Origin of the sequence: Enterobacter sp. Crenshaw (assembly GCF_024734705.1) — a bacterium.
Classification (GTDB): Bacteria; Pseudomonadota; Gammaproteobacteria; order Enterobacterales; family Enterobacteriaceae; genus Enterobacter; species Enterobacter asburiae_B.
Genome location: NZ_CP102932.1, coordinates 867,915 through 882,906, shown reverse-complemented (window position 1 = coordinate 882,906; position 14,992 = coordinate 867,915). Strand labels below are relative to the sequence as shown.

Sequence of the window (14,992 nt, the reverse complement as noted above, 5' to 3'; positions counted from 1 at the left end):
CGTCGGTTACTCCTTTTCCTGCTGTTCTGGCTTCAGCGTACGAATCAGCCAGATCAACAAACCGATAATGAAAAATGCGCTAGGGGCCAGCAGGAACAGGCCGTTTGGCAGATACCAGCCGCCGTTCTGCACCGTGTCCAGCACCGTGATGCCAAACAGCTTGCCGCTGCCAATCAGCTCGCGCAGGAACCCCACGGTCAGCAGGATCACGCCGTAGCCCAGGCCGTTGCCGATGCCGTCCATAAAGCTCGCCAGCGGCGGCATTTTCATGGCGTAGGCTTCCGCACGCCCCATGACGATACAGTTGGTGATAATCAGCCCGACAAATACCGAGAGCTGTTTGGAGGTTTCATAGGCAAAGGCGCGCAGCAGCTGATCGACCACGATCACCAGCGAGGCGATGATCGCCATCTGTACGATGATCCTCACGCTGTTGGGGATATGGTGGCGGATCATCGAGATAAACATGCTGGAGAACGCCGTGACCAGCGTGACCGCCAGCGTCATCACGACTGCCGTTTCCAGCTTGGTCGTCACCGCCAGAGCAGAACAGACACCCAGCACCTGGAGCGTGATCGGGTTATTGGCTAACAGTGGGCCAATGAGCACCTTTTTAACTTCTTTCAGTTCACCGGTATCAGCCATTGTTCAGCGCTCCTTCACGTACGTTTTTCAGGAAAGGACCAAAGCCCAGCTCGCCCATCCAGAAATCAAAACTGTGCTGCACGCCTTTTGATGTGAGCGTAGCGCCGGAAAGCCCGTCAACGGCGTAGTCGTCACCGGGACGTGCCGCCCCTTTCATCACCTTCAGCGCAGGCAGGCCGTTATCGTCGAGCACTTTTTTGCCGACAAACTGTGCCCGCCAGTTAGGGTTTTCAACTTCGCCACCCAGCCCCGGCGTTTCACCCTGGTCGTAATACGTAATGCCTTTGACCGTGCGCCCATCGGTATCAAGGGCCACAAACGCGTACATCATTGACCACAGACCGTTACCGTAAACAGGCAGTACCACTTCCTGAATGCGTTTTTGGGGATCGCGAACCAGATAGATTTCGGCCAGGTTGCTGCGACGCTTAATCCCGGCGGGATCTTGCGATGCCTCCAGCGTCAGGCTCATCTGCGGATCTTTAAGCGCCAGCGCCTGGTTGAATTTTGCCGGGTCTTTATCCAGCAGTTCACCCGTTTTTAAATCCACCAGACGCGCCGAAATACGTTCAGCAAAGACGGCCGAAACGTCGTCCGCGCTCATTCCTTCCTGCATCAGCCCGGCGACGGCCAGGATGTTGCGCTGTTTATCCAGCGCACGTTGCTCCTGCTGCAGGGGTTTTAACCCCACGGCAGAGCCGGCCACGACAATAGAACAGACCAGACAGAGCACCAGCACCACCAGCAGCGTTTTGCTGATGCTGTCGTTATTTTTAACCTCAGCCACGCGCCTTCCTCCGCTTAATGTTGGCCCGCACCACCAGGTAATCGAAGAGCGGTGCAAACAGGTTGGCAAACAGAATGGCCAACATCATCCCTTCCGGATACGCCGGGTTGACCACGCGGATCAGAACGCACATCGCGCCAATGAGCACGCCATAGCTCCATTTACCTTTGTCTGTAAACGAGGCAGAGACGGGGTCCGTCGCCATGAACATCATGCCGAACGCGAAGCCACCCAGCACCAGATGCCAGTACCACGGCATGGAGAACATCGGATTGGTGGTCGAACCGATAACGTTGAACAGGGTGGCGGTCAGCACCATGCCGATCATCACGCCCGCAACGATCCGCCAGGAGGCCACGCGACCAAAAAGAATGATCGCGCCGCCAAGCAAAATCATCAGCGTGGAGACTTCTCCGATGGAGCCCGGAATGTTGCCAATAAAGGCATCAAACCAGGTGACTGGCTGACCCGTCGCGTTGTTAACCAGCGTTTCGCCGCCGTGTGCCGCCCACTGTGAAAGCGGCGTCGCGCCGGAAAAACCGTCTGCCGCCGTCCACACGAGATCGCCCGAGATTTGCGCCGGATAAGCAAAGAACAGAAACGCGCGTCCCGCCAGCGCCGGGTTGAGGAAGTTCCGCCCGGTGCCGCCGAAGATCTCTTTGGCAATCACCACGCCGAAGCTGATGCCAAGCGCCGCCTGCCAGAGCGGTAGCGTCGGGGGAACAATCAGGGCAAACAGAATAGAGGTCACGAAGAAGCCTTCATTGATCTCATGTTTACGGATGATGGCAAACAGCACTTCCCAGAAGCCGCCCACGACAAATACCGTGATGTAAATCGGCAGGAAGAACACCGCGCCCAGCGTCATCATGCTCAGCCAGCCCGCGTCTGCGGCGAAGCTCACCCCTAACGACTGGGCCAGACGGTAGTGCCAGTCGGACTGGATCACCTGCGCCAGCTGCTGTGCATCGTACATGTGGTGCAGCGCCGGAATGGTCTGCAGGCCAACGTTGTACATGCCCCAGAACATGGCCGGGAAGACCGCAAACCACACCAGGATCATCATGCGTTTCAGGTCGATGGCATCGCGAACGTGCGCCGCCCCTTTCGTCACCAGCCCCGGCGTGTAGAAAATGGTCGTCGTTGCTTCATACAGCGGGTAGTACTTTTTGAGCTTTCCTTCGGTAAAGTGCGGCTCAATTTTTTCAAAGAGGTGTTTTAAGCCCATCGGTTATCCTTCCTGCTCAATGCGGGTTAACACCTCGCGCAATACCGGTCCATACTCATATTTGCCCGGACAGACATAGGTACAGAGCGCCAGATCTTCCTCGTCAAGCTCCAGACAGCCCAGAGCCTGCGCGCCGTCGGTATCGCCAGCAAGCAGATCGCGCAGCAGCACGGTGGGCAGAATATCCAGCGGCATGACGCGCTCGTAGTTGCCAATCGGGACCATGGCGCGCTCGCCGCCGTGGGTACTGGTTGAGAAGCTAAACAGCTTATTACGCAGGAAGTGGCCCAGCGTGGTTCGGGTGACGGAGTATTTTTCTGCGCCTGGCAGAACCCAGCCAAACAGCTCTTTTTCACGCCCTTCCTGCACAATGCTGACCTGCAAATGGAAGCGTCCCAGGTACGCGTGCGCATTGGCCGCATGGCGGCCGCTGAGGACCGAGCCGGAAATCAGGCGGTTTTCGCCCTCTTTCGTTTCCCCCACCAGCAGTTCGTTGATGTCAGCACCCAGCAGCGTCTTCACCAGGCGCGGATTTGCAGCCTGCGGTCCGCCGATGGCGATTATCCGTTCAGCGCAGAGCTCACCCGTAGTAAAGAGCTTACCGATGGCGATGACGTCCTGATAGTTAAGGTGCCAGACCTGTTTCGCCAGGCTGACTGGCTCAAGGAAATGGATGTGCGTCCCGACCAGCCCCGCCGGATGCGGGCCAGAAAATTCATTAAACGTGACCTGCCCCAGCGGATGCCCGCCAGGCTTGCCGCCGCCGGCCTGGCAAACGTGCACTTTTCCGGATGTGAGGCGGGTTAAAACGGTTAGACCAGCATCAAAAGCTTTTCGCTGCGCCAGGATAATCGGTTCCGGGTCCACGCTGAGCGGGTTGGTGTCGATGGCCGTGACGAAAATCGCGGCCGGTTCCGTGCCCGGAACAGGGGATTTGCTGAAGGGGCGCGTACGAAGCGCGGTCCATAAACCGGATGCCAGGAGCTGATCCTGAACGGCGTCGCGGTTCAGCGACGCGAGTTCTGCGGTGTCGTAATGGGCAAACTCACGCTTTTCATCGCCCTCAATGCGGATAACCACCGACTGCAGAACGCGCCGTTCGCCACGGTTGATGGCCACAACGGTGCCGCTCGCGGGGGCCGTGAACATCACGCCGGGATTTTTTTTGTCCTCAAAGAGCGGCTGTCCTTTGATAACGCGATCGCCCTCCTGTACCAGCATTGAAGGACGCATACCCAGGTAGTCTTCGCCCAAAATGGCGACATGACGGACACTTGCGCCTGTCGAAACGTGCTGCGCTGGCACGCCTGCAATCGGCAGATCAAGTCCTTTTTTAATTTTAAACATGTGGTTAGCAGGTTTCCATGAACAACAATCCAGTGGGCGCAAAGTGTAACATTTTCCCCTTCACGCGGGCAGGGAATCCGCCGTCACGCGCGCCAAATTGCGAGCTAATGCGCAAAGTTCCTGGAGCCATCGCAATTTTGATGGTTTATAAAGTAAAACTAATTTGTAAACTCACCGCCCGGCTCTTGCGAAAATCTATAGCGGTGCTAATGTGAGCGCTCCTAACAGAATAATCTGATTTCGGGTCTCTTTTGCCGTCCTGGCAAGTTGGTCATGGTTTTATCAAGGAACTAGTAGTATGCGTAAAATCGCATTGTTCATTGCGATGCTTCTGATGCCGTGCATGTCGTTTGCCGGACTGCTCAGCAGTAATAGCTCAACGACGCCGGTCAGCAAGGAATATAAACAGCAGTTAATGGGATCGCCGGTTTATATTCAGATCTTCAAGGAAGAGCGCACTCTCGATCTGTTTGTCAAAATGGGCGAGACATATCAGCTGCTTGATAGTTACAAAATTTGTAACTACTCCGGCGGACTGGGGCCAAAACAGCGTCAGGGCGACTTCAAAAGTCCGGAAGGGTTCTACAACGTTCAGCGCAGCCAGCTCAAGCCTGACAGCCGCTTCTATAAAGCCATTAACATCGGCTTCCCGAATGCCTATGACCGTGCACACGGTTATGAAGGTAAATATCTGATGATCCACGGCGCCTGCGTGTCTATCGGCTGTTATGCGATGACCGACTCCGGCATTGATGAGATTTTCCAGTTCGTGACGGGCGCGCTGGTCTTTGGGCAGCCTAACGTACAGGTCAGCATCTATCCGTTCCGCATGACGGACGCCAACATGACGCGTCACAAGTACTCATACTACGCGGATTTCTGGAAACAGCTGAAGCCGGGTTACGACTACTTTGAGCAGACCCACAAGCCACCAGTGGTCTCTATCGTCGATGGCCGTTACGTGGTCAGCAAACCGCTGAGCCACGAAGTCGTCCATCCACAGCTGGCGTCAAATTACACGGTCCCCGAGACAAAATAGCACCCACTCGCCTGGCATAATCTTTTGCCAGGTTTCGTTGCCCGTCAGCGGCTGCGTTGCGATAACAGTGACCACATCGTTCGGTGTGGTCTCCTTCTGAAAGTCTATCTCCACATCCTGATCGAGCAGCGTCGCAACGCCAAACGGCGCACGGCGGGTGATCCAGAACAGATTCGTCGAGCAGAACGCCATCACATAGCGGCCATCAGAGAGCAGCATGTTGAACACGCCTTTTTCACGCAGTTCAGATGCCAGCGTCGCGATGTATTTGAACACGGCAGTCATGTTGCCGGGCGTGCGGGGATAGCGCTCCGTCAGCTTGTGCAGCAGCCAGCAGAAGGCTTTTTCGCTGTCCGTCTCGCCGACCGGGCGGAAATTGCCCGTCTCCAGCGACTTATAGCCCGTGAGCTGCCCGTTGTGTGCATAGGTCCAGTTACGGCCCCACAGCTCGCGGGTAAACGGATGGGTATTTTCCAGCGCTACTTCGCCACGGTTAGCCTGACGGATGTGGGCGATCACCGAGCGGGACTTGATGGGATAGTCCTGCACCAGTTTGGCAATCGGTGAGTTAAAGCTGGGCTGTGGATCTTTGAACGTGCGACACCCTTTGCCTTCGTAAAAGGTGATGCCCCAGCCGTCTTTATGCGGCCCGGTTCCTCCACCGCGCTGAACCAGCCCGGTGAAGCTAAAACAGATATCGGTTGGCACATTGGCGCTCATCCCGAGCAGTTCGCACATAACAACACCTCCACAACAGCGGGGGGCACCGGAGCCCCCCAGCGAAGTCTTACTTAACCATCTCTTTTTCGATCAGCTGGATCAGGATGTGGATCACTTTGATGTGAATTTCCTGAATACGGTCAGCATAACCGAAGTGCGGAACGCGAATTTCGACATCCGCCGTACCGTCCATCTTACCGCCATCTTTACCGGTCAGGGTGATGACCTTCATCCCTTTTTCACGCGCGGCGGCGATCGCTTTGATCACGTTGCCGGAGTTACCAGAGGTAGAGATCCCCAGCAGCACGTCGCCTTCACGGCCTACCGCTTCAACGTAGCGGGAGAAGATGTGGTCGTAACCGAAGTCGTTGCCTACGCAGGAGATGTGGCTTACGTCTGAAATCGCAATCGCCGGGTAGCCCGGGCGGTTTTCGCGATAGCGTCCGGTCAGCTCTTCTGCGAAGTGCATAGCGTCACAGTGGGAGCCGCCGTTACCGCAGGAAAGCACTTTGCCACCGGCTTTGAAGCTGTCGGCCAGCAGGACCGCTGCGCGCTGAATAGCGTGAATATTGGCATCATCTTTCAGAAAGTTCGCCAGCGTTTCCGCCGCTTCGTTCAGTTCGTTACGAATAAGATCCTGGTACATGAGGATAATCCTTCAGTATTGATGAAATAACACAGTGGAGTGTACCGGATAGCGGGAAAAGCGAGAAGCTAAAGCCATGCGAATCGTCCGGCGTTTTGATTTTTTGTGCCGGCTAAAACGCGAACAATGTGAACCAGGTTGTAATTATTTTGTAAACACATTGCTAAAGGAAATAACATCAACTACAACCATATCATCACAAGTGGTCAGACCTCCTACAAGCAAGGGAGCTTTTCTTTATGATGATTTTGAGCATTCTCGCAACCGTTGTTCTGCTCGGTGTGTTGTTCTATCACCGCGTAAGTTTATTCCTGAGCAGCCTGATTCTTCTGGCCTGGACGGCTGCGCTTGGCGTCGCAGGTCTCTGGAATATCTGGCTTTTAGTCCCTCTTGCCATCATCCTTTTGCCGTTTAACCTGGCCCCGATGCGTAAATCAATGATCTCTGCGCCGGTGTTCAAGGGCTTTCGCAAAGTGATGCCGCCCATGTCGCGTACTGAAAAAGAAGCGATTGACGCGGGCACCACCTGGTGGGAAGGCGATCTGTTCCAGGGCAACCCGGACTGGAAAAAGCTGCATAACTATCCGCAGCCGCGTCTGACCGCTGAAGAGCAGGCCTTTATTGACGGCCCGGTGGAAGAAGCGTGCCGCATGGCAAACGACTTTGCCATCACCCATGAAATGGCCGATCTGCCGCCGGAGCTGTGGGCGTATCTGAAAGAACATCGCTTCTTCGCGATGATCATCAAGAAAGAGTACGGCGGTCTGGAATTCTCCGCTTACGCTCAGGCTCGCGTCCTGCAAAAGCTGGCGGGCGTCTCCGGGATCCTGGCGATTACCGTTGGCGTGCCTAACTCCTTAGGCCCGGGCGAACTGCTGCAGCATTACGGTACGGAAGAGCAGAAAGATCACTACCTGCCGCGTCTGGCACGCGGTCAGGAAATCCCTTGCTTCGCGCTGACCAGCCCGGAAGCGGGTTCCGATGCAGGCGCGATCCCGGATACCGGCGTGGTCTGCATGGGTGAGTGGCAGGGCGAGCAGGTGCTGGGCATGCGCCTGACCTGGAACAAGCGTTATATCACCCTGGCGCCAATCGCCACCGTGCTGGGTCTGGCCTTTAAGCTCTCTGACCCGGAAAAACTGCTGGGCGGCGAAGAAGATCTGGGCATTACCTGTGCGCTGATCCCAACCTCTACCCCAGGCGTTGAAATTGGTCGCCGTCACTTCCCGCTGAACGTGCCGTTCCAGAACGGTCCGACCCGCGGTCAGGACATCTTTGTGCCGATTGACTACATCATCGGCGGTCCGAAAATGGCCGGTCAGGGCTGGCGTATGCTGGTGGAATGTCTGTCTGTGGGCCGCGGCATTACCCTGCCGTCGAACTCAACCGGCGGTCTGAAGTCGGTCGCGATGGGGATTGGCGCTTACGCCCACATCCGCCGTCAGTTCAAAATCTCCATCGGCAAGATGGAAGGTATCGAAGAGCCGTTGGCGCGTATCGCGGGCAACGCCTACGTGATGGATGCCGCGGCTTCTCTGATTACCTACGGCATTATGCTGGGCGAAAAACCGGCCGTGCTGTCCGCGATTGTGAAGTACCACTGTACCCACCGCGCGCAGCAGTCGATCATTGACGCGATGGATATCGCGGGCGGTAAAGGCATTATGCTCGGCGAAGGCAACTTCCTGGCGCGCGGCTATCAGGGCGCACCGATTGCCATCACCGTGGAAGGGGCAAACATCCTGACCCGCAGCATGATGATCTTCGGTCAGGGCGCAATTCGCTGCCATCCGTACGTGCTGGAAGAGATGGCTGCCGCGCAGAACAACGACGTGGATGCCTTCGATAAGCTGCTGTTCAAACATATCGGTCACGTGGGCAGCAACAAGGTGCGCAGCTTCTGGCTGGGCCTGACGCGCGGTCTTACCAGCGCGACGCCGACCGGCGATGCGACCAAACGTTACTACCAGCATCTGAACCGTCTGAGCGCCAACCTGGCTCTGCTGTCTGACGTCTCCATGGCGGTGCTGGGCGGTAGCCTGAAGCGTCGCGAGCGTATCTCTGCCCGTCTGGGGGATGTACTGAGCCAGATCTTCCTGGCCTCTGCGGTCCTGAAGCGCTACGACGACGAAGGCCGTCAGGAAGCGGATCTGCCGCTGGTGCACTGGGGCGTTCAGGATGCGATGTATCAGGCTGAACAGGCGATTGACGACCTGCTGGCGAACTTCCCGAACCGCTTCGTGGCGGGAGCCCTGCGCGCGGTGATCTTCCCGACCGGACGTCACCACCTTGCGCCGTCCGACAAGCTGGACCACAAGGTAGCGAAGATCCTACAGGTACCGAGCGCAACCCGCTCCCGTATCGGTCGTGGTCAGTATCTGACGCCGACGCCGCATAACCCGGTGGGACTGCTGGAAGAGGCGCTGCTGGACGTGATGGCTGCCGATCCGATTCACCAGAAGATCTGTAAACAGCTGGGCAAAAACCTGCCGTTTACCCGTCTGGACGAACTGGCAAAACAGGCGCTGGCCGGCGGCATTATCAATAAAGATGAAGCCGCTCTGCTGGTGAAAGCCGAAGAGAGCCGTCTGCGCAGCATTAACGTGGATGATTTCGAGCCGGACGAGCTGGCGACGCAGCCGGTAAAGCTCCCGGAGAAGCACCGCAAACCTGAAGCGGCGTAACGCGTTTCGCTTATACAAACCCCGCCTCGCGCGGGGTTTTTTATTGCCACATTTTCTCGTAATGACGTGCTACAGTGTCAAAAAGCGGTCTTTTGAGGAGTCTGTATCGTGCCTGGTTTGAAGATTTCTATTTTGCAGCAACCTTTAGTGTGGATGGATGGCCCCGCCAACCTGCGCCACTTTGATCGTCAACTGGAAGAGATTACCGGGCGTGATGTGATTGTCCTGCCGGAGATGTTCACCACCGGCTTCGCCATGGAAGCGGCACAACAATCAATGCCGCAGGATGAGGTGGTGGCCTGGATGCATGCCAAAGCGCAGCAGACCAACGCGCTGATCGCCGGGAGCGCCGCCCTGCAAACGGATCGCGGGCCGGTGAACCGCTTCCTGCTGGTGGAGCCGGAAGGGAAAGTGCATTTTTACGATAAACGCCACCTGTTCCGCATGGCGGATGAGCATCATCACTATGAAGCGGGTCACGAGCGCGTGGTGTTCGAGTGGCGCGGCTGGCGTATTTTGCCGCTGGTCTGCTACGACCTGCGCTTCCCGGTGTGGTCGCGCAACCGCAACGATTACGACCTGGCGCTGTATGTTGCCAACTGGCCTGCACCGCGCTCCCTCCACTGGCAGTCGCTGCTGGTAGCGCGCGCGATTGAGAACCAGGCGTACGTGGTGGGCTGTAACCGCGTGGGAACCGACGGCAACGGGCATCACTACCGCGGCGACAGCCGGGTGGTGAATCCGCAGGGCGAGATCATTGCCACCGCCGAGCCGCATCAGGCGACGCGCATTGATGCCGAGCTGTCGTTGACGGCGCTGCAGGAGTATCGCGAGAAGTTTCCGGCCTGGCAGGATGCGGATCCGTTTAGCATTGGCTGAAATTTTCCCCTCACCCCGCCCCTCTCCCAACGGGAGAGGGAGGATAAAACATTAACTCACCAGCGCCTGCCCGTCTTTGCGGCTTTCCGTCGCGGCCACGTAGTGTCCTTCCGGCAGGCGATAAATCACCTGCGCCCCGCCGAAGTTGTAATCCTGAAGCGGATCTTCCACCACGATCTGATGACCCCGCTCGCGCAGCGCGGCGATGGTATTGCGATCGAAGGTCGATTCAACGATCACCTCCCTGCCCTGCACCACGCGCCAGCGCGGGGCATCGATTGCCGCCTGTGGGTTTTGCCCGTGCAGCATAATGCGCAGCGCCATCTGCATGTGCCCCTGCGCCTGCATCGGCCCACCCATCACGCCGAAAGACATCAGCGGCTGGCCGCTGCCGTCCATCGCAAAGCCCGGAATGATGGTGTGGAACGGTCGCTTGCTGCCCGCCAGCGCGTTCGGGTGATTGGGATCCAGCACAAACCCGCAGCCCCGGTTTTGCAGGCTGATCCCCGTATCCGGCACCACAATGCCTGAACCAAAGCCCATGTAGTTGGACTGAATAAACGAAACCATCATCCCGCTGGCGTCGGCGGTGCTGATGTAGACCGTGCCGCTCTGCGTCGGGGAACCGTAAACGAAATCAGAGGCGTGCTCGTGATTGATAAGCGCCGCGCGCGACTTCAGATAATGGTCGCTCAGCAGCTCTTTCGCCGCGAACGCCATATGGTCTTCATCCGCCACGTAGCGGTCGAGATCCGCCAGCGCCAGCTTCACCGCCTCAATGGACAGGTGCAGGGACTGCACGGAATCCGGATGATGCTTCTCAATGCCGCACTGCTCCAGAATGCCGAGCGCAATCAGCGTGGCGATCCCCTGGCCGTTTGGGGGCAGTTCCTGCACCGAACCGCCCGCGAAGTCGCGCGACAGCAGCTCTACCCAGTCCACACGATGGTTTGCCAGATCTTCAGCCGTCAGGTGCGCGCCGTGTTCTTTGGCAAAAGCGGCAATTTTCTGAGCCAGCTCGCCGCGATAAAAGGCTTCACCGTTGGTGCGGGCAATCAGCTCCAGCGAGTTCGCCTGCGCCGGGTTACGGAAGATTTCCCCCACGCGCGGGGCGCGGCCTTCCGGCGCGAAGCAGGCGCTGAAGCCCGGCTGATCTTTCAGCTTGCTATAGCCGCGCTGCCAGAGATGGCCGATCAGCGGGGAGACCGGGAAACCGTTGCGCGCGTAGTCAATGGCAGGCTGCGCCAGCGTGGTCAGCGGCAGCGTGCCGAAGCGTTCCGCCAGCGCGACCCAGCCGGATACCGCACCCGGCACGGTCACCGCGTCCCAGCCAATTTCCGGCACCGCGGTTTTTCCGGCAAACAAATCCGCATGCCAGCTCGCAGGTGAACGACCGGACGCGTTGAGGCCGTGCAGCTTTTCACCGTCCCAGACGATGGCAAAGGCGTCGCTGCCGATCCCGTTGCCGGTCGGCTCAACCACCGTCAGCGCCATCGCGGTGGCAATCGCCGCATCCACGGCGTTGCCCCCCAGCTGCAGCATTTTCATTCCCGCCTGCGCCGCCAGCGGCTGCGACGTGGCGACGGCGTTACGGCCCATCATCGGCGGGCGGCGTGAAGCGTAACCGGATGTAAAATCAAGCGCTTTGGTCATCATGACTCCTTAGTCGTGGCGCGGATCGAGCGCGTCGCGCAGCCCGTCACCGAGTAAATTAAAGCCCTGCACGGCAAGGAAAATCGCCACGCCGGGGAAAACGGACATCCACGGCGCCTGCTCCAGAAACCCTTTCGCGGTGTTGAGCATAGAGCCCCAGGACGGATTGGGCGGCTGCTGCCCCAACCCCAAAAACGACAGGCTGGCTTCGGCGATAATTGCCGAGGCGATGGCCAGCGTGGCCTGTACGAGGATCGGCGACATCACGTTCGGCAGGACGTATTTGATGATGATCCAGCGGTCCGGCAGGCCAATCGCCCGCGCGCCGTCGATGTACTCTTCGTTGCGAATGGCGATCACCTGCCCGCGCGTCAGGCGGGCGAAGATCGGCATCGCCGAAAGACCGATGGCGATCATCGCGTTGGTCAGGCTCGGCCCCAAAAACGCCCCCAGCGCGATCGCCATGATCAGGAACGGACAGGCCAGCAGCGCCTCGATAAACCGCGAGATCACGCCGTCCCACATCTTCTGGAAGTAACCCGCCACCAGCCCCAGCGGCACGCCGATGACCACGGCAATCACCACAGACATACAGCCTGCCATCAGCGAGGTGCGAGCCCCCCAGATAATGCGGGATAAAATGTCGCGCCCCAGCTCGTCGGTGCCGAACCAGTACATCGCCGACGGCGCTTTGCGCACCGCCAGGAAGTTGGCTTTGACCGGGTCGAACGGGGCAATCCACGGCGCCAGCAGCGCCACCAGCACAAAGAATCCCACCACCACCGCGCCAATCACCGCACTTTTGTTGGCAAGGAATTTCTTCAGCACCCGGTTCTGCGCGCGCGGCAGCGCGGGCGTAACGGTTTGCGTCGTCAGTTCCGCCATGGTTAACCTCGCATTTTCGGGTTGATAAGGACGTAGAGCACGTCGGCCAGCAGGTTGAGCATCAGGAAGCCGATCGCCACGATCAGCACCACGCCCTGCACCACCGCGTAGTCACGGTTAAATACCGAGTCGACGATCATCTTGCCGAAGCCCGGAATGGTGAAGACCTGCTCGGTCAGCACCGCGCCGCCCAGCAGCTCGCCGAACAGCAGCGTGGTGAGGGTGATGACCGGTACCAGCGCGTTGCGAAACGCGTGCTTCAGGATCACCGCCTTTGGCAGCAGCCCCTTAGCGCGCGCGGTGCGGATGTAATCCGCCTTCAGGACCGCAATCATCGAGGCGCGGGTATGGCGCATCAGCGTCGCCGCAAGGCCCGTTCCGAGCACGGACGCGGGCAGCAGCAGCGTGCGCAGGTTCTGGAGCGGATCTTCACTGAACGGCACGTAGCCGGACGCGGGCAGCCACTGCAGGTTCACCGAAAAGACCAGAATCAGCAGGATCCCCAGCCAGAAGTGCGGGATCGAGATCCCCGAGATCGCCACGAAGTTCGCCCCGTGATCGACCCAGCTGTTTTTGTTCACCGCCGCGAGGATCCCCATGCTGATGCCAAACACCAGCGCGATAATCATCGCCAGCAGGGACAGCTCCAGCGTAACCGGCAGCTTGCTGGCGATCAGCTGCGTCACCGGTTCGTGCGTGCGTAAGGAGACGCCCAGATCGCCCTGCAGCGCCCGCGTCAGCCAGTGGAAATACTGCACGGGGATTGGCGCATCGAGGTTCAGCTCCGCGCGCAGCTGGGCGATGACCGCCGGATCGCGCTCCTCCCCGGCCATGGCGATTAGCGGGTCGCCGGGCAGCAGCTTTTGCAGCCCGAACACCATCATGCTCACCAGCAGCAGGGTTGGTATAGCCAGCAGCAGACGTTTGCAAATCAGTTCCAGCATGGGTTCTCCTCGGGACCTTTATTTCGCCAGCGTCAAACCCGCCAGACGCACGATGCCGTCCGGGTACGGCTTAAAGCCCTGCACGCTTTTGTTCAGCCCGAAAATGCGCGGCTCGAAGTAGAGGTAGGCAATCGGCATGTCGGTTTGCAGCTGCTTCACCACCTTGTCGTACAGCGGCTGGCGTGCGGCCTGGTCGGTGCTCTGGCGCGCCTGGGTCAGCCACTCATCGACCTGCGCGTTGCTGTAGCGGCCGTCGTTGAGCGTGCCTTTGCTGTTGATAAAGCCGTAGATGCTGCCGTCCGGATCCGGGCGTCCCGACCAGCCGGAGAAGCTCAGCTGATAGTCGCCGCTCTGCTGGCGGTCGAGCAGCGTGGCGAATTCGGTCATCTGCAGGTTCAGGTTAAATCCGGCCTCGGCGACCATCGCCTGCAGCACCTGGCCCACCTGCTGCGAGGTTGGGTTGTTCGGCACCAGCAGGTTGACGGTCAGCGGCGCGGTGACGCCTGCCGCCTTCAGCAGCGCTTTGGCTTTGTCAACGTCACGCGGCGGGACCGGCAGGTTAACGTGATACGGGCTGACCGGGGAAAACGCCTGGTTTGCCGGGGTGTAAAGCCCTTCGAAGACCACCTGGTTTAACGCATCGCGGTCGATGGCCTGAGAAAACGCCTCGCGCACGCGGGCGTCCTTGAACGGATCGTTGGCCGGCACCTTGCCGTTGTTGATGTTGAAGGTAATGCCCTGATAGCCGAGACCGGTTACCTTCGCCAGCGCCAGCTTGCTGTCGGCTTCGACCGTTTTAACGTCGCTGGCGGCGATGCCTTCGGTCAGGTCGAGATCGCCCGCGCGCAGGTTCGCGAGGCGCACGGAGGCGTCCGGGATCGGCAGATAGATAATTTTGTCGAAGTGGTAGGCGTCTTTGTTCCAGTAGTTGTCGAAGCGGGTCAGCACGATGCGGTCCTGGGACACGCGGCTGTCAAACTTGTACGGGCCGGAACAGACCGGATGGGCGGCAAAGTCAGGCTTTTTCGCCGCCTCGGGGGCCATCATCGCGCCCGCACGGTCGGTGAGCTGCATCAGCAGCGCGGCATCGGGGGTCTTCAGGTGCAGCGCAATCTGCATCGGGCCGGTGACCTCGACCGATTCAACGGAGGAGATCTCGCTCTTACGCAGGGATCCTTTCAGGCTCAGGGCGCGGTCGAGGTTGTATTTTGCCGCGGCGGCATCGAATTTCTCACCGTCGTGGAAGGTGACGCCTTCGCGCAGATTGAGCGTCAGGGTTTTACCGTCATCACTCCACGCCCAGTCTTTAGCCAGGCCGGGGACGACCTTCAGATTTTCATCCACGTCCACCAGCCTGTCGCACAGGGAGGCAAAGACGAAGCGGCCATAGTAGGTGCGCGCCAGATGCGGGTCGAGCATGTCCGGGTCAGCGCCCAGGCCGATTCGCAGCACGCTTTCAGAATGGGCGGGCAGCGCCGCGCCAAGCAACATAACACTTCCCAGTACGGTCAAAAGAGAATTACGCATTGTCATTA

At 58.9% G+C, this 14,992-nt stretch carries 13 protein-coding genes; 3 read left to right on the top strand and 10 right to left on the bottom strand.

The features are described from left to right. Positions 1-6: 6 nt before the first annotated feature. From NWV12_RS04090 to NWV12_RS04075, 4 genes are read right to left on the bottom strand one after another with little or no spacing between them, the layout of a single operon-like run. On the bottom strand, positions 7-645 hold the full coding sequence (locus tag NWV12_RS04090) for an NADH:ubiquinone reductase (Na(+)-transporting) subunit D (RefSeq protein WP_014882676.1): 639 nt from the start codon (positions 643-645) through the stop codon (positions 7-9). Then, positions 638-1,432, bottom strand: coding sequence for a Na(+)-translocating NADH-quinone reductase subunit C (locus NWV12_RS04085; RefSeq protein WP_033144700.1), 795 nt, complete (start codon positions 1,430-1,432; stop codon positions 638-640). Before NWV12_RS04085 ends, NWV12_RS04090 begins: the two co-directional genes overlap by 8 nt. Further along, on the bottom strand, positions 1,425-2,660 hold the full coding sequence (locus NWV12_RS04080; RefSeq protein WP_029739701.1) for an NADH:ubiquinone reductase (Na(+)-transporting) subunit B: 1,236 nt from the start codon (positions 2,658-2,660) through the stop codon (positions 1,425-1,427). Before NWV12_RS04080 ends, NWV12_RS04085 begins: the two co-directional genes overlap by 8 nt. Before the next feature lie 3 nt (positions 2,661-2,663). After that, positions 2,664-4,007: a Na(+)-translocating NADH-quinone reductase subunit A gene (locus NWV12_RS04075; protein WP_047061184.1), complete on the bottom strand. Its 1,344-nt coding sequence runs from the start codon at positions 4,005-4,007 to the stop codon at positions 2,664-2,666. A gap of 298 nt (positions 4,008-4,305) precedes the next feature. Here NWV12_RS04075 and dpaA point away from each other — a divergent pair, with 298 nt between their 5' ends. After that, positions 4,306-5,046: a peptidoglycan meso-diaminopimelic acid protein amidase gene (dpaA, locus tag NWV12_RS04070; protein WP_033144698.1), complete on the top strand. Its 741-nt coding sequence runs from the start codon at positions 4,306-4,308 to the stop codon at positions 5,044-5,046. Here dpaA and NWV12_RS04065 read toward each other — a convergent pair. Further along, positions 5,017-5,784 carry a class II glutamine amidotransferase gene (locus NWV12_RS04065; protein WP_023310496.1) on the bottom strand — a complete coding sequence of 256 codons (768 nt, stop codon included), beginning with the start codon at positions 5,782-5,784 and terminating at the stop codon, positions 5,017-5,019. The genes dpaA and NWV12_RS04065 overlap by 30 nt on opposite strands. Positions 5,785-5,833: 49 nt before the next feature. Continuing rightward, positions 5,834-6,412 carry a D-sedoheptulose 7-phosphate isomerase gene (gene lpcA, locus NWV12_RS04060; RefSeq protein ID WP_010427884.1) on the bottom strand — a complete coding sequence of 193 codons (579 nt, stop codon included), beginning with the start codon at positions 6,410-6,412 and terminating at the stop codon, positions 5,834-5,836. Between the two features lie 239 nt (positions 6,413-6,651). Between lpcA and fadE the strand changes: the two genes are divergently transcribed. Continuing rightward, entirely contained in the window at positions 6,652-9,096 is a 2,445-nt protein-coding gene (fadE, locus tag NWV12_RS04055; RefSeq protein WP_029739697.1) for an acyl-CoA dehydrogenase FadE, read from the top strand. 108 nt (positions 9,097-9,204) lie between these two features. Next, a complete protein-coding gene (locus NWV12_RS04050; RefSeq protein ID WP_039263863.1) occupies positions 9,205-9,975 on the top strand; it encodes an amidohydrolase in 771 nt (256 codons plus the stop codon). 51 nt (positions 9,976-10,026) lie between these two features. Here the strand turns inward: NWV12_RS04050 and NWV12_RS04045 are convergent, their stop codons facing one another. Genes NWV12_RS04045 through NWV12_RS04030 form a run of 4 tightly spaced genes read right to left on the bottom strand, consistent with a single transcriptional unit; the run spans position 10,027 to position 14,990 of the window. After that, on the bottom strand, positions 10,027-11,628 hold the full coding sequence (locus NWV12_RS04045; RefSeq protein ID WP_048979300.1) for a gamma-glutamyltransferase family protein: 1,602 nt from the start codon (positions 11,626-11,628) through the stop codon (positions 10,027-10,029). A 9-nt stretch (positions 11,629-11,637) separates the two neighbouring features. Next, positions 11,638-12,513 carry an ABC transporter permease gene (locus NWV12_RS04040; protein WP_029739694.1) on the bottom strand — a complete coding sequence of 292 codons (876 nt, stop codon included), beginning with the start codon at positions 12,511-12,513 and terminating at the stop codon, positions 11,638-11,640. Between the two features lie 2 nt (positions 12,514-12,515). Beyond that, the gene (locus NWV12_RS04035) at positions 12,516-13,457 is read right to left on the bottom strand and encodes an ABC transporter permease (protein WP_023310491.1); all 942 of its coding nucleotides are present in this window, start codon (positions 13,455-13,457) and stop codon (positions 12,516-12,518) included. A gap of 18 nt (positions 13,458-13,475) precedes the next feature. Further along, positions 13,476-14,990 carry an ABC transporter substrate-binding protein gene (locus NWV12_RS04030; RefSeq protein WP_075204836.1) on the bottom strand — a complete coding sequence of 505 codons (1,515 nt, stop codon included), beginning with the start codon at positions 14,988-14,990 and terminating at the stop codon, positions 13,476-13,478. Positions 14,991-14,992: the final 2 nt, after the last annotated feature.

Bases quoted from the DNA above. Each gene is read 5' to 3' on its own strand.
- NWV12_RS04045 (WP_048979300.1), bottom strand. From the start codon at position 11,628: ATGACCAAAGCGCTTGATTTTACATCCGGTTACGCTTCACGCCGCCCG.
- dpaA (WP_033144698.1), top strand. From the start codon at position 4,306: ATGCGTAAAATCGCATTGTTCATTGCGATGCTTCTGATGCCGTGCATG.
- NWV12_RS04090 (WP_014882676.1), bottom strand. From the start codon at position 645: ATGGCTGATACCGGTGAACTGAAAGAAGTTAAAAAGGTGCTCATTGGC.
- NWV12_RS04035 (WP_023310491.1), bottom strand. From the start codon at position 13,457: ATGCTGGAACTGATTTGCAAACGTCTGCTGCTGGCTATACCAACCCTG.
- NWV12_RS04065 (WP_023310496.1), bottom strand. From the start codon at position 5,784: ATGTGCGAACTGCTCGGGATGAGCGCCAATGTGCCAACCGATATCTGT.
- NWV12_RS04030 (WP_075204836.1), bottom strand. From the start codon at position 14,990: ATGACAATGCGTAATTCTCTTTTGACCGTACTGGGAAGTGTTATGTTG.
- NWV12_RS04075 (WP_047061184.1), bottom strand. From the start codon at position 4,007: ATGTTTAAAATTAAAAAAGGACTTGATCTGCCGATTGCAGGCGTGCCA.
- NWV12_RS04040 (WP_029739694.1), bottom strand. From the start codon at position 12,513: ATGGCGGAACTGACGACGCAAACCGTTACGCCCGCGCTGCCGCGCGCG.
- lpcA (WP_010427884.1), bottom strand. From the start codon at position 6,412: ATGTACCAGGATCTTATTCGTAACGAACTGAACGAAGCGGCGGAAACG.
- NWV12_RS04080 (WP_029739701.1), bottom strand. From the start codon at position 2,660: ATGGGCTTAAAACACCTCTTTGAAAAAATTGAGCCGCACTTTACCGAA.
- fadE (WP_029739697.1), top strand. From the start codon at position 6,652: ATGATGATTTTGAGCATTCTCGCAACCGTTGTTCTGCTCGGTGTGTTG.